Origin of the sequence: Caulobacter sp. Root655 (assembly GCF_001427665.1) — a bacterium.
Taxonomy (GTDB): Bacteria; Pseudomonadota; Alphaproteobacteria; order Caulobacterales; family Caulobacteraceae; genus Caulobacter.
Genome location: NZ_LMHC01000021.1, coordinates 406,995 through 426,475, shown reverse-complemented (window position 1 = coordinate 426,475; position 19,481 = coordinate 406,995). Strand labels below are relative to the sequence as shown.

Genomic DNA, 19,481 nt, shown 5'->3' with positions numbered 1-19,481 from the left:
TCAGCCCGCCGACAGGGCCGGCTTGAGCGGGCACTGCGCCTCGGTCTTGCGGTATTCGCGCAGCAGCGCCGAGCGCAGCGCCTCGTCGTCCAGCGGCCGGTCGCCCGACAGGGCCAGCAGCCGGGCGTGCAGGGCGACATTGCGAAGCTGGCCGCCGGACAGGGCGCAGCGGCAGGCGATCTCCTGCAGCAGCTCATCGGAAGCGGCATGGTCGCCCAGGTGGCGCTCGAGGATCTCGTAGCGCCGCGCCTCGTCGGGCGCGCGGAACGGCACGACCACGTCCATGCGCCGGGCGAAGGCCTTGTCGATGCGCTCGGCGGCGTTGGTGGTGACCAGCAGTATGCCCCGGAAGGTCTCGATCCGCTGCAGCAGGAAATTGGTCTCGAGGTTGGCGTAGCGGTCGTTGGCGTTGCCGACGTCGGTGCGGCGGGCCATCAGCGCGTCGCCCTCGTCGAGCAGCAGCATGGCGTCCAGGTCCTCGGCGGCGGCGAAGGCCCGGTCGAGGTTCTTCTCGGTCTCGCCGATGTACTTGCTGACGGCCGAGGCCAGGTCGATGCGGTAGAGATCCTTGCCCAGCTCGGCGGCGACCAGTTGGGCGGCCAGGGTCTTGCCCGAGCCGCTGGGGCCGCTGAACAGGGCCCGCACCCCGGCCGCGCCCGGTCCGTCGCCGGCCGCCACGGCCAGGGCCTCGCGGTGCCGGCAGCGGGCGATCAGCGACTCCAACTCCAGGCGCGCCGTGCGCTCCAGCGCCAGCCGGCCCAGTCCGCCTTCGGCGCGGACACGGGCGGCCACGGTCTCGATGCGGGCGTCGTGCAGGCCGCGCACCGCCTGGCGGACGTCATCGGCGGTCAGGTCCGCGCGGCGATCCAGGGCCGCGTAGCCCTCGGCCGCCGCCGCCGCGCGTCGGATGGCCCCGCTGGTCAAATGAAAGTCTTCGGCCAGCCGCCGCCGTTCCGCCGGGGCGCCGCCGGGCGAGGCCTCGCGCCAATGGCGGGCGCGGGCCTGGGCGTCGGGCGCCGACAGCTCCAGCGTCAGGATCGGCCGCCCATCGGCGCAGGCTACCCCGCCGGTCGGCCCCATGACCACGGCGATCGGGCCGTCCCATAGGGGGAGGGACGGCAGGGTGCGGCTCTCGCCGGGAACCAGCGCCAGCTCGACCAGCGGCATGGCCCCCCACAGGCGGGCGAGGGCGCCGCAGAGCCGCCAATGGGCTTCGTCCGCCAGGCCGGCGGCGTCGATCCGCAGGAGTCCGAGGCCCAGGGCCCGCGCGACGCCGCCGACCAGGGTCTTGCGCCCGTTATGGGCGGGGCCGCGCACGACGATCAGTCGCCCGGGCTGCCGCGCCAGGTGGTCGGGCAGGGCCGTCCAGGACGGGTGTTCCACGGCCTCGGCGCGCGGCGGGATGAAGGCGCTCAGCGGGGTCAGGCTTTCGGGCGGGATCCGTTGCGCCAGGCGCATCTCGGGGCAGGCGTCGCCGAGCGCGTCCCACAGGGCGGGCGAGACCGCCAGCCGCCAGGCCATGCGGGGCGCGTCGGGATTGAGCACGTGGACCAGGCCGGCCTGGAGCAGGTTCAGCACCGCGGCGCGGACGGCCTCGGGGCGGTCGGCGTCGCCGTGGCCGCGCCACAGGCCGATCAGGACGCCCAGGGTCGGCCGGGCGCCGTCGTCTCCAGCCAGCAACGCGGCGAAACGCGGATCCTCCTCCACCAGGCCAATGGTCAGCAGAAGGTCGATGTCCAGCGTCGCCAGCCCCGCGCGACGCAGGGCGGTCAGTGGCGTGGGCGGCAGGCGGGCGGCCCAGCCCTCGACCGCGCGACGCCAGGCCTCGGCGCCGGGACAGGTCGCCCCGAACAGGCGATCGATCTCGGCCTCGTACTCGGCCAGGAACGGGCAGGCCGCCAGCAGGCCGGCCCGATCCTCGCCCGCCGCCAGCTCCGCCAGCCGTCCCGCCACGCCCAGCAAGGCCAGACGAAAATGACCGGCGGCGTCCTGGGGCATGGCGGCGAAAGGATCGGAGAGCGTCATGGCCTGCCTTGATCAGGTGAAATGGAAGGTGGGCTTGAGCCCGACGGCCGGAATCCAGCCTGGGTCGCGGTCCAGCCCCGCGATCCTGAGGGCCAGCGGCAGGTCGGAGAGGGCGAGGTGGATATCGAGCGCGCCGTCGCTGGCCTCCAGGACGGCCGGATGGCGACAGACCAGGTCGGGGGCGTTGTGGGCGTCGACACCCAGGGCCCGCGACAGGCGCGCCCGCAGGTACAGGGTCAGGAGGTTCAGCCACCGGTCAAGGCCGCGGCCCAGTTGGACGGGCGCGCGCGTGGCGGTCACGATGGTCGTCGCGGCCAGGCCGGTCCGGCGGGCCAGTCTCGCGAGCTGGTCGCGGCCGTTGCGTCCAGGCCGTCTCGGGGCGTCGGCGATCGCGAAACCCGCCGGGTGCCAGAGCATCACTCGCTGGCGCCCCACCCAGCCGATGATCGTGGTCGGCTGGGCCCAGGGGCTCAGCCAGGCGCGAGGCGTGATCCAGGTCTTCGGCGCGACGAAGTCAGCGCCAGGGCGCCGGCGCGGAGGGCGCCCGGCCAGGTCGGCCAGAAAACCGCTGACGGGGTCCGCCGCGAAAGCTGGGCCAAACCATCGGGCGCCCAACATCGCCAGCAGGTCCCAGGGCGACAGGGCCAGGTTCCGGCCACGCGGCTGGGAAAAGTCACCGTACAGCTCCAGGCCCAGCAGGGCGTTGAGCAGGTAGAACACCCCGCCGAACCCGACCGTCGCGCGTCGGACGCGGCCCGCCGCTTCGGTTCCGCGGGCGTGCCGCGCGCCTGGAATGGGAGCGAGGGCAAGGTCGGGCCCCGGGGATTTGGACGGTGTCGGGTCGCGCGGCGAGCACGGCGTGGGGGCGGGCGCCGCCTTGGGCGCGACGGTTACGGCGACTTTCCCGCTCAGGGACGGGGCGTCGATTTCATCGGGCTTCGCCTCCAGTCCAGGTTCAGAGGTCGCGACCGGCGCGGGCCCGGTGGTCGCGCGTCGCGAAGAGGTCCTGAACGTGGAAGGCTCTCGTTTCGAGGCAACGTTGGCGGGGTGGTCCGGCGCCGGCGACCGCGCGACGAGTTGTGGATCGTTCCCGGGGACCCGTGCGTCGAGCGCATCCAGGAGGGCGGCGAAGCCTGGACCGCGCGCCTGGGGCGCGTCGCGGCGAACGGTCAGGGCCACGGCCAGCAGGCGCCGGGCCGAACCGGAAAGCCGGCCGGCGAGCAGCTCGGGCGTTGTTCGCAGCAGGACGGTCAAGGCCCGGACGTTCGCCGCGCGCTTGGCGGGCGCCTGGCGTGGGCGAACGCCAGGGCGGGCTTCGGCGCAGGCGGGGTCCAGCGCGTGGGCATGGACGATCGCGCCGAGCGCCAGGTCGAGTTCGGCGTCATCCAGTTCGGCGAGCCAGGGTTCCGCCAGGCCGCGCTCGGCCAGCCAGACGATGACGCGCGGCAGCAGGTCGCCGCGCGGCAACACCTCGGCCCGCCACCAGGCGGCCGGTGGACGGCCGCGAAGCACGGCGGACCACCACCAGCGCGCCGCCGGCGGATCGTTTCGCACCCGGCCGCCGATCAGCCAGGCGGCCAACTCGATCTTGTCGTCGAACAGCATGGAGTCGGCCTGGCCGACGCCGCCGTCCCGCGCCGGTCGCACGGCGCGGGCCAGGTTGTTTCGCAAGGCCGCCTCGACCGCCAGGGTGAACCCCGGACGGCCCAATGGCGCGGCCGCCGCCAGCCGCCGGACGATCAGCAGCGCCCGGCGAGGCAAGCCGATACGCGACGGGTCGATCGGCGCCAGGGCGGCCTCCAGGACGCGCCTGGCGTTCGCGCCGCCACCTCGAAGGCGCGCGCGCTGTATGGTCAGGCCCTGATCCGGCGACGGCACGAGCATGGATCACCGCATCAGCAGGATCAGCAGCAGGATGATCAACAGGATCAGCAGCCACCACCACTTGAAGTTCCGCTTGACCCAGTTTTCCACCGTCGCCGCGGTCGGACCGTCGCCGGAGGAAACGGAGCCGCCATCCGGCCCCCCGATGCCGGGACCCTTGGCCGGAGGATCCGTCGACACGTCGCCGCGTGGGCCATCCTTGTCGGCCTTGAGCTTGACGTTCAGCGTGGTGACGCCGTCGTGAGGCACTTTCAGGCCGTGCACGCCCGGCCGCCGCCGAGTCAGGCCGGGCCCCTCGAACGACCAGCTGAACGGGTCGTCGATCCCCTCGTGTCGCGCGACATAACCGAAGGCGCCAGGCCCCTCGTCGAGCACCTCGGCCGTGATCTTGCCGATGGTCAGGGTCTGCCCGGTGCGGCGATAGCCCTCGGTGATCCACAGATACAGGACCGTGTCCCTCCACTCCCGTTGATCGCCGACCGCGATGGAGGCCATTTCCAGATTGGGCACTGGCAGCGGGCCCGGTTGCTGAAGGGCTCCCGCCGCGAAGGCCAGCATCTCGTCTCCCAGAACCGCGCCCTTGCCCATGAGGTCGCGCACCCGGATCTTGCGTACGTGGGTGAACAGCAGGAAGTCATGGGTCTTGCCGCCGTCCTTGGGCGGCGGATAGCCGACGCCGCTGACCTCGGCGGGACGTTCGACTTCTGACAGGTTGATGAAGTCCATGTTCCGGCGGACGCTGGATTGGGCGAAATTGACGGCGGAACTCGAGGACAGCTGCACCCAGATGCACTGGTGCTTGTGAGCGGCGTAGGCAGCCGGGATCGTTCCCGCCAGCCAGTCCGAATGCGTCTCGACGGCGCCGCCGCCAGCGGGCACGGTGATCGAGGCCGAGGGATTGGGCGCGAGACCCGGCGGACGCGCCCAGTCGGTGAACCCGGGCGAACCAAGTCCCCAGTTGGCGAGGCGAACCTCGGCGGTGACGTTGTTGGCGTCCGACGTGCCCGTATTTTGGAGTATCGCGACGAGATGGTTGTTCTCCGTGCCGCTGATTTCGTGGCTGAGCGTCGCGCCGGTGCTGGGCTTGCGGCAGCCGACTCCCAGGGCGCCGTCCACGAACCGCACGCCCAGACCCAGGTTGGACTCCGCCGGGACCTGCAGCGCCGGGATCAGGCCCGTGCCGTACCAGGACGGATTGATCTGCAGGGTGGTGTCGAGAAAGCCGGTCAGGGCGTTGCCCGGGACCACGGGAAAGCGGAACTGGGTCGCGTAGTAGTCATCGACGACGTCCGGCCCGGCCGCCACGTCCTGGCCGATCCGCACGACGCTGAAATAGAGGCCAAAGCCCGCGGGCGACAGGTTGATCCAGTCGGCGCCGCCGGTCGCCGTGCTGACCGGCACGCGAATCTCGATGCTCCACGCCGACTCGTCCGGCGATCCCATGGCCACGGGCGGTAGCCAGGTACGAACCTTCACTTCGTAGGCGCCGGGAGTGACCGGGGAATAGGCCGTCCAGGGTGCGGCCGAATTGTCCGCCCGATAGAAGTTGATGGCCTGGGGAACGTGATTGCCCCGGACATGATAGTCAGCGCCCATGGGGACGCCGGGCGGAATGTCGTCCGGGTCGCCCGCCGGGCCCGGGTCGTCCGCGCCCACGTCCAGGAAGCTGGGGAAGATGTCGATCCGGCGGCGGGCCTGGTCGCCGGCGCCAGCCGCCGGACGCAAGGCCAGCACCACGACGTCACGGGGATCGAACGTCCTGTCCAGGCGACAGAGGAACGCGAACACCAGGGTGCCCGTGCCGGTGTCGCGCACGCCCTGGAAGACGACGGGCGGGAATCCCGCGCCGCCAAAGGTCATGCGACTGCCGCCGACATAGCCGGGTTCGGCCTCCGTGGTGAGGACGCCCGCGTCGGTGAAGAAGAAGCCGTCGATCGTCGGGTTGCCGGTGACGCCGTCGGCGTTGGCGAAACACAGTGTGTCGGTGTCGGACATGGAGTTCTCCTGGTCGGGTGCGCCTCAGCTGACGTAGCCTTGGATCGGGATGCGGATGAACGAGGTGAAGTCGGCCGGTGCGGCGCTGCCCGGTGGGCGGTGGGCGACGCTGATCTTGAGGAAGGTCGGGATCGGGGACGTGCCGGCGTCGGTGTTCTGCACGGTCAGGTTCAGGGATCGGGTCGAACCCGCCGCGACGCTGGTGTTGCCGGTCGGCGCGACGATCGGGGCCGCCCAGCGCCCGGCCGGCGTTTCGATGACCGCCGTGTAGGTGTAATCGCCCGCCGCCGTCGCGGTGCCCGGATGCTCGGCGTCGGCTTGCAGGCGGACAGTGAGCGGGATGACGCCGGTCTGGCCGAACTTGATCTGCACCCCCGCCAGCGAGGCGCCGTCGACGGTGATCTGGGCCTTGCGTACGGTCTGGGCGGCCGCGCCGATCGAGATCGGATCGAAGGTGACGCGTGGATCGCTGACCGCTGGGGCCTGGCCGACGACAAGGTCGAGCGGCGACGAGGTGTTGTGGAACAGGCCATCCGTCGAGGTGACGTCCAGCGAGATGGTCGCCTTGGAGGCTCCGGTGGGCACCTTGACGTTGGCCGTCACGGTGATCGGGGCGCCGCGGGTGATCTGTTGGTCACCGGTGGGGGCGATGATCGCGGCGGTCTTCCAGGCGGTCACGGTGGAGCCGGTGAGCCCCGTGAACAGCAGCGCGAAGCGATAGGTGGCCGGCAGGATGGTCTGGCTGTCGACCTGCCACGATATCGGATAGGTGTTCCCGACGATGATGGTTCCCAAGGCCGGAGTCGTGGGCTCGATCACCACCTGGCCGCCCTGCTGGGGAACGAGCGGGTTCACCAGGCAGGCCAGACTGGTCGAACCGCGGTCGCCGACCTTGACACTGACGGCGACGGTCTTGGGCAGGCCCGTGAAACTGTCGGGAACCTGGAACATCAGCTTGGTGGAGTCGGACCCCAGGTTGAAGGCGCTGATCTGGACCCCGCCCATCAGCACCGTCGTCTTGCCGGGCTGGATGTCGAAACCCGAACCGATCAGCGTCAGCAGGTCGCCGACGGCCGTCTCGTTCGATGGCTCGATCCGAACCAGGACCGGCCCGCCCGCGCTGCCTTCCAGAGCGGCGACGCGCAGTTGCAGCGTATTGATGTCCTCGAGCAGGCTGTTCACGAACTGGGCGGTGATCAGGTCGCCGGGCTGGACCTGATCCGCCCGGACGCCGACCACGGCGCCGAGCAGGGCGTCGCGCTCGGCCGGCGTGAGCACGCCGTCCAGCGCCTGCAGGATGGTCGACATCGGGACGACGATATTCCCGGGACTGGCGGTGATGGTCGGAGGCATGGGCTTGTCCTCGGCGGATTGGAGCGGGTCAGGGCCGCAGGGCGTAGTGGGCGTAGTCCCAACGGAAGAGATCGAAGCGGGCGTCGGCGCGGTAGGGCAGGTGGCCGCTGGCGAAGATCATGAACGGGGCGGGGCGGCTCGGACTGGCCGGAGCCTGGTCGATGGCCATGTCGGTCTCGGCCACCCGGTAGAGCTGGACGAAGGCGCCATCGCCGACCGTGATCGGCGGCCGGACCAGGCTTTCGCGGATCAGCGCCTCGGCCTCGGCGGCGTTGAGATAGCGGGGACCGCTCACCGTCAGGCCCTGGAAGAAGGTGGGAACGGGGCTTTGCCCGGGCGTCGGTCTCGGCGCGGGAATGATCCCGGCGGCTGGAAGATGGCCGAAGAGGCCGGCGGCCGTGGCGGCGCCCAGGCCGCCGCCCGAACCGGTCAGGTCGGCGATGTGCTCCTGGAACTGCCGGAACATCGCCTGGCCGACCGCGACGCGCCGCGCGCCCGCCAGGGTCGCCAGTCCGCCCGGATCGGCGGCGGCCAGCGGACGGCGCACGCTCCAGGCGTCGATGAACGTCAGGTCGGTGGCGCGGGTGAAGGCCAGCAGGGCCAGGGGGACGTCGGCGTCGCCGAGGCCGAAGCGCCGCATGGCGTCGGTCAGGTCGTCGGCGCGGGGCGGCGCGCCCAGCAGGTCGGCAGTCCAGTCGGTCGCCATGCCCGTCCCGAAGGCGCGGTAGGCCAGGGCGTTGCGATAGTCGGGGGCGGCCGCCGACAGGCCGGGCAGCAGCGATGGCGGCACGGCCAGCAGGCGAAGCTGGACGCCACTGACCACCACGTCGGTGTTGCAGCGGACATTGTCCGGGTCCAGCCCGTTGGTCGGGGCCGAGCCGGCCCGGGCCTCGGCTGGGGCCAGGGTGAGGATGTAGACCCCGGCGCCGGCCACATAGGTTCCGCCCAGCACCGGCGCGCAGTCGCCGAACAGGCAGTCGCCCGACGCGAGGGCGCCGCCGCCGCGCGCCAGGGCCACCTGGGCGGCCTGGGTCAGGCGCAAGGTCTGGCCCAGGCGATTGATCGCCAGGCCGGCGGCGACCTTGACGGTCGGCAGGCGGCTGTCGCTGGTCAGGCCGCCGTCGGTGACCTCCAGGCCGAAGGCCACGCCATCGCCGACCGCCAGGCCCAGCCGGGCGTCGACCTCGCGCCGGGCCGTCTGTTCGCGTCCGAGGTCGCCGCCGGTCAGCAGGCGGCCGTTGAAGAAGTTGACCGAGCGGACGCCGCCTTCGGTCAGGGGTTCCTGGAGCTGGAAGACCTCGCCCATCGCGCCCTCCTCAGGCCAGGGCCGAAAGGACGCGCCAACCGGCGCTTCCGTCCGACACCAGGGTCACGGCCTTGCCGGGATCGACGCCGAGCGTGTCGCCCGCGCCGTCGAAGGTGTCGGCGGGGTCGGCGACCAGCTTGAGGTTGTCGCCCAGGCTCTTGATCACATGCAGGCGCCCCCGGTTGGCGGGCGCGGTCTTGGGCAGGGTCAGGGCCAGGGCTCCCGTGCAAAGGACGCAGACGTGGGTCTCGTCCAGGGTCGTGTCGACGTTGAGGTCCGCCAGGGCGATCGTCGCACCGGGCGGCGCGGCGGGAAGCGAGGGCGGCGGCAAGGTCTGAAGGGCCTGCGCTAGGGCCAGCGACGCCAGCACCGGCCGGTCGCGCTGATCGATGACGATGTCGGCGGCCAGGCCGTCGACTTGCCAGGTCCCACCGTCCGATCCGACCAGGATCACCGGCGTATCGAGGCGGGCCAGCAGGACGCAATCGTCCAGGGCGTCCGCGAGGCCGCCGCAACGACGGGCCATCCACAGCGGCCGAAGCTCGGTCACCCATAGTCGCAGGGCCAGGCGCAGGAAGGCCGGATAGCGCTCCGGCGCGACCTCCAGGCTGAGTGGCGGCGAGCCGAACATGTAGTCGTCGGGCGGCGAGGTGGGCGGGCTTTCGTTGTCGATCTCCAGCCAGGGCGCGGCGGCGGCGCGCAGGGCTGCCAGCCAGGCGGCTTCCTCGTCCGCGGGCGGCAGGACCGGGCCGGCGGTGGTCAAGGCGCCCAGCCACTGGGCGAAGTCGGCGACGGCGTCATGCTCGGTCTGGGGTGGCGGCGTGACGCCGAGGGTGAGGCGATAGTCGTCGGCGACCCGCGACGGCGCCATCAGGTCCTCTTCCGATCGACAGGGCTCGCCCGGGATCGGCGCCAGGGCCGTCTGGCAGTCGGCGTAGCAGAGCGTCAGATAGAGCGGCAGCACTCCGGCGCCGGGCAGTGAGGCCGGAACGATATGGTCGGGCACGAGCGCCGCGTTCTCGGGATTGGCCAGCCAGGCGTTGAGCGCGCCGCACTGGTCGGCCTTGACGCAGATCAACTGACCGCTCGGCGCGGCGGCGGCGCCGGCCGTGACCCGGACGCGCGGGCCGGCGGCGTCGTCCTCGACGCTCACCGCCAGGCCGCTGGTCACACCGTAGCCGGCCAGTTCGCGCACCGCCCACTGGTCGCGGCCCGAGAGATAGGTGAACTCCTGGACGAAGTCGTCGACGCCCAGGACCATGCCCTTGGCGTAGTTGACGTGTAGCGACGGGTCGGCCGGTCCGGCCGAGACGAGGCTCGATCCTCTGTCACAGCATCCCATCAGGATCCTCCGGGCGGTTCGGGTTCAAGGGGTTGCGATGGAGGCGGGCGGTCAGCATGCCAGCCTCCGGCGGTCGCCGCCGACGGTGGGACCGTCGGGGCCGATGAAGCTGGCGCCCAGATAGGCCGCGCCCAGCACGGCGGGCGGGATCAGTTCCGGGGCGCGGCTGCCCTGGCCGATCTGGGTGTCGAGACCCAGCCTGGCCTCGCCCAGCCGGTTCATGGCCCAGTAGAAGCGCACGTCGAACACGGTGTGGGCGGGCTTTTCCAGGGCGACGATGCGTCTGGCCAGCACCAGGCGCCGCTCGGCGTCGAACGCCGCTTCGCCGCTGGTGGTCATCGGCAGCAGGACCGAGAAGCGGTGGGCCGAGCGGGCGATCGGCAGCAGGCGGCTCTCGAACTGGAACCAGTCGATCATCGCCGTCTCGCCCTGCGGCAGATGGTCGGGCAGCGAGACCTGGTCGAAGTCCGCCCAGTCGCCGCCATGGGCGGCGTTGAGCCGGCCTATCCGCCGGTAACGACCGGCCAGGAAGTCCTGCCAGCGACGGCGGTCCGGCGAGGCCAGGGCGAGGAACTCGTTCCAGGCCGTTTCGAGCCCGGCCGGCGGTCCGCCGCGCGGCAGGTCGAGCAGGGCGCCTGGATCGGTCAGCAGGCGCGTGGTCTGGAAACAGCGCCAGCGCGTCCGCTCCTCTGCCCCGGAACGCGGCGGGAAGCCCAGTTCAGCCAGCCAGAACCCGTCCCGGTCGTCGGAGGCGTCGGGCGTGAACAGTGGGAAGGTCTGGTAGAGCTCGTCCGCCGTCGGCTCGCGGCCCAGCCAGCGCGCCCAGCGCTCGGCCAGGCCGACGTTTCCCTCGGCGGGCGTCCAGCGCGCCCCGGGCGCGACCTGCTTCAGGCCCTCGGCGGAGCCGGGGTCGCCGGCCGCCAGGGCGCCGATCCGGCGGCTCAGATAGCGCTCGACGATGCGGATGGGGCGGGGACAGATGCAATCGGGATCGGGGTCGTCGAAGCGGTGTTCGTCGATGCAGGGCTCGAACGCCAGGGCCAGGGCCAGCTCCAGGCCATGGCGGGTGCCGCGCCAGCGGAAGAAGTCGACGGCCCTGGTCACGAACAGCCGCCGTCGCCGCTCGTCCCACGCCGGATCCAGCGCCACGTCGAACCAGTCGGCCATCCAGGCCAGGGCTTCGGTCGGCGCCGTGCGGGGGTCGAACAGCGCCTGGGCCTTGGCGATGCGGTCCTCGATGGCGGTGTTGATCCCTTCCATGTTGGCCAGGAACCGCTCGAGGAAGTCGCCCGGCTCCTCGCGATAGACGGCCGGCAGGAAGCGCTCGACATAGGAGAAGCGCGGATACCAGGCGCGCAGGGCTCGCAGGCGGGGGCTGGCCGCGCCGTCGCCCGACAGCTTCAGGCGCAATTGCAGGTACCGGCCACGCGCTTCCTGGAACAGCAGGTGCCAGGTCCCGGCCCCGGTCTTCGGATCGCCGGGCGGCAGGGCCAGGGGGCCGCGCCAGGGCAGGTCGCCGCCGTCGCCGGCCAGACATGGCCGGGGCTGCGCGACCCACGGCGCGCCCAGCAGGCCGTCGGCGCCGGCCGGGTTGTCACTGGCCCGCGCCCAGACCTCGACCGAGGTTCCGGCCGGGATGACGGCGTCGAGCCGCAGGCGGTCCCAGACGCATTGCGGGGTCTCGCCGTCCATCGCCAGGGTCAGGAACTGGGCGGTCTCGGCGTAGCGGACGCGGGGTTTCTCGACCAGCGGCGTCCAGCGGGGCGAGGTCAGGCCGCTGTCGTAGTGCGCCGCCCCCTGGACCGAGATCAGGGCGCGGCCGCCGAACCGCCGAAGCGGGAAGAGCTCCGCCGTGCCGATCAGCGTCCCGTCCTCGGCCAGGCGCCAGGCCCGCGCCTGGTTTCCGACCCCGCCGGCCAGGAACAGGCGCGTCTCGCGCTCGCCGCCCCGCACCGCGCCCTTGGCCACGACCAGGTCCTGGGTGGGATCATCGAGCGCGAGCAGAGCGGTGGCGTCGCCGCCGTCGGCCGGCAGGCGGAATATCCGGGTTCCGCCGGTCGCGGTGCGGTCCAGGACCAACAGGCCGCCGTCGCTCAGGGGTTCCAGCGCGATCGGGTCGATGTCGGCCGCCGCCAGGGTCAGGTCGCGACCGATCGGACGGGTCGCCGCGCGCAGCGTGCGGGGCGCGCCCTCCAGGGGCTGGAACAGCTCTGGCGTCTCCGGGCCATCGGGGCCGACGCCGGTCACCGAGAAGCCGCGATCCAGCGCCCATAGCCGGCGATCCGTGCGGTCCAGCAGCCAGACGCCGCCATCCGGGCGCGGCGCCATGTCGTGCACGGTCGGCCCGGACCCGGCGGTCCACAACCGTTCGCTCGGCGGACCGCCGGACACGAGGTCGAAGACCAGGAAGCCGCTTCGGTCGGCGGCCTCGAAGGCGACGACCAGCCAGGCGTCCCACGTGACGACCATGCCCATGAAGGTCTGCGCCGCGGTCGGCGCCGGCCTGCGCGGGCCGAACAGGGCGTCCTCGGCTTCGGCGTGGGCGTCGGGCCAGAAGGCGCTGGTCGCGCCGCTGCCGGCCGAGCGCACCAGGAGCTGGGCCCGGCTGTCGGCGATCCAGTAGACGTTGCCGTGGGCGTCGGCCGCTGCGCCGCGCCGGGCGGCCAGGTCGAGCGGGGCTTCGCCTTCCGTGGCGGGCAAAATCTCCAGACGCGGCGGCAAGGTCAGTTCGGCGCGGGCGGTGTCCCAGGCCGGCGGTGGCGTGGCGGGCGCGTCCTCCGGCGACGACCACAGCGTCGCCAATGGCTGGGGCGCGCCGTCGAGGTCGCCCAGGCAGCGCCCCCAGTCACCGGGGCCAAGCAGCAGATGGAAACGGCCGCCGTTGACGTTCATCAGCAGGTCTCCGCCACGATCGGCACGGGCAGGCGCGCCGGGCCGGTTGGGGGAGCGACGCCGCCGGTGTCGCCGCGCAGGGATTCCAGCGAAATCGGATCGCCGGCCGTCACCGACAGGCCGAGGATCTCGGGCAGGTCGAGGCCGCTGATCTCGACACCGGCGGTCGCCGCACGGCCGCCTTCGGCCAGCAGAACGTCGGCGACCGAGACCACGCCAGGCGTGCGCGCCGCCTCGGCCAGGATGGCCCGGGCGCTGATCGCCTGACCCAGCGGCCAGCCGCGCAGGGCGGGGTCCGGCGCCGGACCGAACAACTGACCCTGCAGGTCGGCGACGCCCGCGCCCGTCGGCGGCAGGGGGCTGAGATAGGCCCGGATGCGCTTGCGGACCGCTTCCACCGTCTGGGCGACCGACGCGCCGCCGGCCACCTCGACGCCGATCGAGATCCACAGGCCGCGATAGTTGGCGCCGCGCAGGACCAGCTCGGTGGTCACCAGCCGGCGCGGATCGAGATAGCGGCACAGGGCGTCCAGGAAGGGGCGGTCGGCGCGGGGCGCGGCCGGATGGTCGGGGTCGGCGGAGGGAATGGCCATCAGGGTGACGACGCCCGGTGCGCTGCCGGGGCCGGCCTGTCCGAGGTCGGGATGCCAGGCGGGGAGCACCTCGATCCGGCCGATCGCCGCGCCGGGCGTGCGCCAGGCGATCGACACGAAGTCGTCGGCGGTGACCAGACGGTCGCGATGCTGCAGGTAGCGCCGGACCTGCTTCTCGCCGCTGGCGGTGTCCTCGGCGTCGGCCCCGCCCCAGGTGGCGATGGGATTTGTCGCCGAGAACCCGGCCGGCAGCAGCGGTCCGCCCTTGATCGACCCGGCCGCCACATTGCCCTCGGCGCCCAGGCTGAAGCCGTAGCTGGCATAGAGCCGCGCGCCCGGCGCGGGGCGCCGACCGGTCAGGCCGTCGCCGAAGGTAACGCGGCCGGCCTCGGCGTCGACGGCGAAGACATCGACGGGGCCGGCGACGCCTTCGACGCCGGTCGCCGCCACTTCGGGGCCGGCGGCCAGCAGGTCGTCGATCACCCGCCAGCGCCGCTCGACCCCGTCCTCGATGCTGCTGACCTCGACCGTGCCCTTCAGCACCGGGGCGTGCGACAGCTGGCGGACCTGGTCGATGGTTCCGTCGCCCTCGGCCAGCCGCTCGGCGACGATGGTCTCGTACTGATGGATCGGCGTGGCGTTGACGCCGATCCAGCGTAGCCGGACCAGGGCCGCGCCGGTGGCCCGCACCCGCAGCCAGGTGATCAGCCGATCGGCCAGGGCCCCGTCCTCGATGGCCGGGGGCAGATCGCCGACCCCGCTTTCCAATGGGTCGAGATCGCGCCAGCTGACGATGGCTCCGGCGTCGGGCAGCTGGATCTGGATCACGCCGGGCTGGGTCAGGGGATCGAAGTCGGCGCGGGTCTCCAGCCGGCGGTAGGTGGGGGCGGGTCGGCCGTCGGCGTCGAAGGCCAGGGCCGAATTGACCCGCGGAAGCTCGAACGACAGCAGGTCGGCCGGCGCGATGGCCGCGCCGCCGGGCTTCAGGGTTCGGGTCTCGACATCGGTGGCGGGCGCCAGGCCCAGCGACAGGGTGCGGCCGGCCAGGGCCTTGCGCACCGGCAACCAGGGATCGTCGCCCTCCACCCTGTCGCTCTTGCGGCCCAGGATCGCGATCCACAGCGAGCGGTCGGTGGTCAGCGACAGGTCGGCCGGACCCGCGGCGGGGTCGAAGGCGACGGTCTCATAGAGCGCCAGGTCCTCGGGCAAGGCCCCGCCATACGAGGCGTAGAGCAGCTTGTAGTAGTCGAGCAGTTCCGGCGTCGGCTCGCTGACCGCCCGCTTGAGCAGGACACGGGTCTCGATCGGCAGCACGTCCAGGCCCTGGCCGGTGCGGAACGGAACCTCGCCGGCCCGCAGCTCCATGTCCTTCGACAATGCCTGGACCTCTAGCGCCGCCCGGTCGTTGGCGATGGTCGCCAGCCCCTTGGCCGCCACGGCCGGAGACAGGGGCACGCCCAGCAGGCTCAGGAACTTGGCCCGGTTGCGCTCGGGAATCTGGTTGGCGCGATAGAGCAGGCTCTCGGTCAGGAAGGCGAACAGCTGGACCAGGGTGACGCCAGGGTCGCTGGCGTTGAAATTGGTCCATTCGGGCGTGTGGACCGGCGCGCGCGCCAGCAGTTCATCGACCAGTTGCTGGTAGCGGCGGCTGTCGAGCGGCGGTGCGGGAAGGGGCATGGCGGGTTCCTCTTCCTAGGTCTGGCCGAGTGGGACGGTGACGCTGATCCGGGCCCGCGCGCCGGTGGCCACCAGGCGGTAGTCGACGGCGGCCAGGGCGGCGTCGGCCTGGCGCGGGTCGGGCGTGACCTCGACGCCCTCCAGCTTGATGCGCGGCTCCCACCGGGCCAGGGCCGCGCCGATCGCGCCCTCGATGCGGACGTGGGTGGCGGCGTTGTTGGGCTCGAACAGGAACCGGCCCAGTCCCGCCCCGAACGGCGCCAGGGCGACGCGTTCGCCGGGCTCGGTGCGCAGGATCACCGCGATCGACTCGCGGATGTTCTGCTCGCCCTCCGACCAGGCCATGCGGCCGTCGATCCCGACGCGGGGCGGGAAGGAGAGGCTTTTGCCGAAAGGGTTGAGCGCGCTCATTTCTTCCCCTTCAGGCCGGGGATCGGGAAGCACATCACGAACCAGGGCATCCAGCGGAAGATGAAGTCGAGCAGGCTGACGATGATCATCAGCAGGATCAGGGCGCAGATCGTGATGATCGGGATCGACAGCGAGCAGATCATGCCGATGTTGATCCCGCCGCCCTTGCAGGGACCGCCTTCGCCGACCTCCAGCGCCTTGTGCAGCGGCCACGGCAGCACCGAGCGCACCAGGTCGACCAGGCCCATGCCCTTGGCGCGCTGGATCTGGCCGCACAGCATGTCGGAGATCACGAAGGCCGTGCCGCGCCCGTGCTTGCGCAGGCCCGCGGCGCTGGTGTCGAGCGGCAGCGAGATGCGGATCGGCCGCACCGGCGCGTCCGGGTCGAAGAAGCTGGCCAGCTGGAACCGCTCGGTCGGGGCCGAGACGGTCGGCGGATGCAGCGGCCCGCAGTCGCGGTTCATGTGCACGAAGCGGATCACGAACCAGCCGGGGTCGTCGCCGGTCTGGAGGATGACGTCGCGCAGCTTCAGGGCGAAGGGCAGGGGCCGGGCGTCGCTTTCGTCGCGGGCGACCAGGGCTCGAACCACCAGGGCGGTCAGGCGATCGAGAGACTCGGCGGCGTCGGCCGGATCGGCGATCGCCGGCTGGCTGTCCAGTTCGGTCGCGCCCGGGGCGCCCAGGCTGGACACCGCCTTGTAGGCCCCGTCGGCGATCAGGTTGTGGTTCAATCCGGCCAGGGGGAAATGCTTTGCGGGCCAGACCGGCTGGGCCTTGGTGTCGACGGAGTACAGCGTCTCGGCGGCTTCCAGGCCGTCCCGCGTGGCGGTCTGGGCGACCATCTTGAGGGCTTCGCGCAACGACCCCGCCATCGGCTTGATTTCGGCGCCGGCGTTGAGCATGCCCTGGATCATGAGGGGACTGACGGTCGTGGCGTTCAGCCAGTTGAACACGGCCAGCGGCTTGGGAGGCAGGCCTGCCGGGGATCCGCTGCCCACGGCCGCCCAGACCTCGGGCAGGTGCGCGGCCAGCCAGTCGGCGAAGTCGAGCAGGATCAGCCACGACTGGGTCTGCCAACCAAGGTTCAGGGCCAGGGCGCGGGGGCGCTTGGTGCCGGCGGTTTCGGTGCTGTCGGGATGCTGTTCGGCCAGGCGCGCCTGGGCCAGGAGGGCGGCGCGCACCAGGCCCTTCCAGGGCTCGGCGACCTCCATCTTGAACTGGGTCATCCGGGCGGTGATCGACGGCGTCGGGGCGATCGGCGGCGCGGGGTGCAGGGTCGCGAGCTGGCCCTCGGCCAGCGGCTGGGGCGTGCGGTTGACCCCGGCCGAGAGGTAGTCCTCGCGGCGACCGACCGGTACGAGGCCGCTCCACAGCGTGCGGCGGCGCAGGGCCTCGTCCTGGTGCGCCATCGGGAACAGCGGCAGCAGCTCCTCGCCGGGCGCCAGGCTGGCGGCATTGGTCCCGCTCGACACCCGCCGCCAGGTCGCCGTTTCGCCGCCTTTCAGATAGGCGAATTCGCGCAAGGCGGTGTCGCCGGCCTCGCCCGCCACGCCGGGCAGCAGGCGGCGGATCACGAAGCCCACGGTCTCGGCCCCACCCGCTATCGTTCGCTCCGGCAGGCCGGGAATGGCGCAGACCAGGCTGGCTCCGACCAGGTAGAAGCGTTGGTGGGCCGGCTGGTAGAGCTTCAGCGGCGCGGGTGGGCGCGGCGCGATCGCCGGGGCGCGGACCTTGAGGGCGCGCTTGCGGCGCGCGTCGGCGATCAGGCCGGGCAGCGGCACGCGCTGCACCAGGTCTGCCTCGCCGGTCTCGCTGGGCGGGCTGCGCCAGGTCTCGGGCCGCGCCAGCCTTTCGCCGATCCGGGCCGGGTCGTTGGCCAGGGTGGCCAGCATCTGGTCCATGAAGTCGTCGCCGGCGAAGCGCAGGATGGCTGGCGCGCTGGCTCCCGCCAGGCCGCTCCACAGCGGCCGGGGCGCCTGCCAGGCGACGGGATGGCCCGTCTTGGAAGGGAGGGGAGCGTTCACCAGATATTCCCCGCGCCTGGAGTGTACGACGCCGAGACCACGCTGTTGGAGATCAGCGTGTCGCACTGGATCACGCCGGAGAACCGCGACATGCCGGCGTCGACCGTGACCATGCCGGCGCTGACCGCCACCTGGCTGGCGTTGACCGTGACCTTGGCCGAGGCGGTGATCGTCACGCCCGCGGCCTCCAGCTTGATGGAGTTGCCGTTGCTGTCGACGATCTCGACCGCTCCGGGGCCGTCCTTCAAGGTCACCGACTGGCCGCCGGGGGTCTCGAGGATCAGCTTCTCCTGGCCGTCCTGGTCGTCGAAGGTGATCTTCACGCCGTTGCGCGACCGGATGACCTTCTTGTTGTTGCCGCTGGCCATCGACTCCGGTGGCGCGTCCTTGCCGTTCCAAAGTCCGCCCAGGACGTAGGGGCGGCGGGGATCTCCGTGCTCGAACGCCACCAGCACCTCGTCGTCGACGTCGGGGATGAACCAGCTGCCGCGATCCTTGCCGGCGAACAGGGTCGCCATCCGCGCCCAGGCTTCGTAGCGGCCGCCGCCGGAGTCCGGCGCCCAGGGCAGGGCGACCTTCACGCGGCCTTGGTTGTCGGGGTCCTGGATGTCCAGCACCTGGGCTGGGGCGACGCCGTACCAGCGACCGCCCCAGCCCTCCGGCTGGCGCTCGGCCCACTGGCGCTCCTGGCGGTCGAGGTCGAACAGCGCCCTCATGGCCGGCCGATCCCGGGCCGATCGCAGCGGAATTCCGTGCGCAGGCCCTTGGCGTTGTCGAAGCGATGGGTGACGGCCGTGGCGCGGTAGTCGCCATCGAACAGCGGGCCCAGGCCCGAGAGCTTCAGCTTGCTCCCGACCTTCACGCCCTTGCCGCTCTCGGCGACCCCGTGACCGGTGACGAAGCGACGGGCCATGTGGCGGAAGCTGGCCTCGGCCAGGACGCGGGCCTCGCCGCCGTCGCGCGGCAGGCCATGGGCCAGGGTGTCGACCCGCTCCCCGAACGCCTGCCGCAGGATCGCCGCGCCGCCGACATCCTGGCCAAGTTCGGCGCTGATCGCGGCGGCCTCGGCGCGGTTGCTGGCGACGGCCCGCTCGGCGACGTCCCAGCCCGAGGCGACCAGGGCGGTGCGCTGATGGGTCAGATCGGCCGCGACATGGAACTCACGCAGCGGACCGGCCCAGGCCAGTTCGATGGCCTCGCCGCCGCGGGTCTTGGCCGCGTGCAGGGCGTCGCCCTCGACCCAGACCTCGGCGTCTTCGCGGCGCGCCAGGTCGTTGAGGAAGGCCAGGTCGCTCTGGTTCAGCTGGGCCTGGACCTTCGTCGCGGAGCCGGAGAGGTCGACCTGGGCCTGGAGGCCGTGATCGCCGGCGATGCTTCGCACCAGGTCGGCCAGCGACTTGTCGGCGAAGCACCGGGTGCGGCGGACCATCCGCAGGTCCTGCAGGCGGTCCTCGGCCAGGATGCCGATCTTGGGCGGACCACCATCGGGATAGTCGGCGGCGATGGCGGAAATCTTGCCTTCGAACAGGGTCTCGTCGCCGACCTTGATCGCCAGGGCCTTGCCGAATTCGACAGTGCGACGGTCGAAGTGCTGGAAGCCGGGGTGGTCGGCTCCGCCCCAGTTGCCCAGGGTCAGGCTGCAACGGGTCATGCCCTCGATGGCGTCGGCGATCTCCAGGCTCAGCAGCGCGGCCGTCAGCGTCGCCTGGCGCTCGCCGTCGATCTCGATCGACGGGCGGGCGGGGCGGGTCGGCAGGATGGCGAGGTTGGAGCTGGGCATGGCGATCTTCGGTTCCGGCGGCTCAGTGGGCCCAGGCGCGGGCGGCGTCGCGGGCGAGGGTTTCGATCAGGTGGCGCAGATCGGCCGGTTCGAGCTTGGTCTCGCCGCCGCCCTCGGCCGCGCCGCCGGCCTCGTCGCGGGGCGGAGCGTCGGCGACCGCCTCGAATTCGTTGATGACCACGGGCATGGCGGGGCTCCT

General features: G+C 72.2%; 13 protein-coding genes. All 13 read right to left on the bottom strand.

Annotated elements, in window-relative coordinates; translation table 11 throughout:
• The 13 genes from ASD79_RS13385 to ASD79_RS23910 are packed head-to-tail and all read right to left on the bottom strand — an operon-like array spanning position 1 to position 19,469.
• On the bottom strand, positions 1-2,025 hold the full coding sequence (locus ASD79_RS13385) for an ATP-binding protein (protein WP_056722399.1): 2,025 nt from the start codon (positions 2,023-2,025) through the stop codon (positions 1-3).
• 12 nt (positions 2,026-2,037) lie between these two features.
• Positions 2,038-3,909 (bottom strand): hypothetical protein, encoded by a 1,872-nt coding sequence (locus tag ASD79_RS13380; RefSeq protein WP_056722396.1) that lies wholly within the window; start codon positions 3,907-3,909, stop codon positions 2,038-2,040.
• A 3-nt stretch (positions 3,910-3,912) separates the two neighbouring features.
• Positions 3,913-5,904: a hypothetical protein gene (locus tag ASD79_RS13375; RefSeq protein ID WP_056722394.1), complete on the bottom strand. Its 1,992-nt coding sequence runs from the start codon at positions 5,902-5,904 to the stop codon at positions 3,913-3,915.
• 24 nt (positions 5,905-5,928) lie between these two features.
• Positions 5,929-7,257 carry an IPT/TIG domain-containing protein gene (locus ASD79_RS13370; RefSeq protein WP_056722393.1) on the bottom strand — a complete coding sequence of 443 codons (1,329 nt, stop codon included), beginning with the start codon at positions 7,255-7,257 and terminating at the stop codon, positions 5,929-5,931.
• 28 nt (positions 7,258-7,285) lie between these two features.
• Positions 7,286-8,563: a hypothetical protein gene (locus ASD79_RS13365; RefSeq protein ID WP_056722391.1), complete on the bottom strand. Its 1,278-nt coding sequence runs from the start codon at positions 8,561-8,563 to the stop codon at positions 7,286-7,288.
• A 10-nt stretch (positions 8,564-8,573) separates the two neighbouring features.
• On the bottom strand, positions 8,574-9,905 hold the full coding sequence (locus tag ASD79_RS13360; protein ID WP_156400495.1) for a hypothetical protein: 1,332 nt from the start codon (positions 9,903-9,905) through the stop codon (positions 8,574-8,576).
• Between the two features lie 51 nt (positions 9,906-9,956).
• On the bottom strand, positions 9,957-12,797 hold the full coding sequence (locus tag ASD79_RS13355) for a phage tail protein (RefSeq protein ID WP_056722387.1): 2,841 nt from the start codon (positions 12,795-12,797) through the stop codon (positions 9,957-9,959).
• The gene (locus ASD79_RS13350) at positions 12,797-15,067 is read right to left on the bottom strand and encodes a baseplate J/gp47 family protein (protein ID WP_056722384.1); all 2,271 of its coding nucleotides are present in this window, start codon (positions 15,065-15,067) and stop codon (positions 12,797-12,799) included. Before ASD79_RS13350 ends, ASD79_RS13355 begins: the two co-directional genes overlap by 1 nt.
• 15 nt (positions 15,068-15,082) lie before the next feature.
• Positions 15,083-15,478 carry a GPW/gp25 family protein gene (locus ASD79_RS13345; protein ID WP_056722383.1) on the bottom strand — a complete coding sequence of 132 codons (396 nt, stop codon included), beginning with the start codon at positions 15,476-15,478 and terminating at the stop codon, positions 15,083-15,085.
• Entirely contained in the window at positions 15,475-17,502 is a 2,028-nt protein-coding gene (locus ASD79_RS13340) for a hypothetical protein (protein ID WP_056722381.1), read from the bottom strand. The genes ASD79_RS13345 and ASD79_RS13340 overlap by 4 nt, the downstream gene beginning before the upstream one ends.
• Positions 17,499-18,218, bottom strand: a complete 720-nt coding sequence (locus tag ASD79_RS13335) for a phage baseplate assembly protein V (RefSeq protein WP_056722378.1) — start codon at positions 18,216-18,218, stop codon at positions 17,499-17,501. The genes ASD79_RS13340 and ASD79_RS13335 overlap by 4 nt, the downstream gene beginning before the upstream one ends.
• Positions 18,215-19,282: a phage late control D family protein gene (locus ASD79_RS13330; protein WP_056722376.1), complete on the bottom strand. Its 1,068-nt coding sequence runs from the start codon at positions 19,280-19,282 to the stop codon at positions 18,215-18,217. The genes ASD79_RS13335 and ASD79_RS13330 overlap by 4 nt, the downstream gene beginning before the upstream one ends.
• 22 nt (positions 19,283-19,304) lie before the next feature.
• The gene (locus tag ASD79_RS23910; protein ID WP_156400494.1) at positions 19,305-19,469 is read right to left on the bottom strand and encodes a hypothetical protein; all 165 of its coding nucleotides are present in this window, start codon (positions 19,467-19,469) and stop codon (positions 19,305-19,307) included.
• Positions 19,470-19,481: the final 12 nt, after the last annotated feature.

Excerpts from the sequence above, each read along its gene's own strand:
- ASD79_RS13380 (WP_056722396.1), bottom strand. The coding sequence starts at position 3,909 with ATGCTCGTGCCGTCGCCGGATCAGGGCCTGACCATACAGCGCGCGCGC.
- ASD79_RS13330 (WP_056722376.1), bottom strand. The coding sequence starts at position 19,282 with ATGCCCAGCTCCAACCTCGCCATCCTGCCGACCCGCCCCGCCCGCCCG.
- ASD79_RS13375 (WP_056722394.1), bottom strand. The coding sequence starts at position 5,904 with ATGTCCGACACCGACACACTGTGTTTCGCCAACGCCGACGGCGTCACC.
- ASD79_RS13360 (WP_156400495.1), bottom strand. The coding sequence starts at position 9,905 with ATGGGATGCTGTGACAGAGGATCGAGCCTCGTCTCGGCCGGACCGGCC.
- ASD79_RS13385 (WP_056722399.1), bottom strand. The coding sequence starts at position 2,025 with ATGACGCTCTCCGATCCTTTCGCCGCCATGCCCCAGGACGCCGCCGGT.
- ASD79_RS13365 (WP_056722391.1), bottom strand. The coding sequence starts at position 8,563 with ATGGGCGAGGTCTTCCAGCTCCAGGAACCCCTGACCGAAGGCGGCGTC.
- ASD79_RS13335 (WP_056722378.1), bottom strand. The coding sequence starts at position 18,218 with ATGAGGGCGCTGTTCGACCTCGACCGCCAGGAGCGCCAGTGGGCCGAG.
- ASD79_RS13355 (WP_056722387.1), bottom strand. The coding sequence starts at position 12,797 with ATGAACGTCAACGGCGGCCGTTTCCATCTGCTGCTTGGCCCCGGTGAC.
- ASD79_RS13350 (WP_056722384.1), bottom strand. The coding sequence starts at position 15,067 with ATGCCCCTTCCCGCACCGCCGCTCGACAGCCGCCGCTACCAGCAACTG.
- ASD79_RS13345 (WP_056722383.1), bottom strand. The coding sequence starts at position 15,478 with ATGAGCGCGCTCAACCCTTTCGGCAAAAGCCTCTCCTTCCCGCCCCGC.
- ASD79_RS23910 (WP_156400494.1), bottom strand. The coding sequence starts at position 19,469 with ATGCCCGTGGTCATCAACGAATTCGAGGCGGTCGCCGACGCTCCGCCC.
- ASD79_RS13370 (WP_056722393.1), bottom strand. The coding sequence starts at position 7,257 with ATGCCTCCGACCATCACCGCCAGTCCCGGGAATATCGTCGTCCCGATG.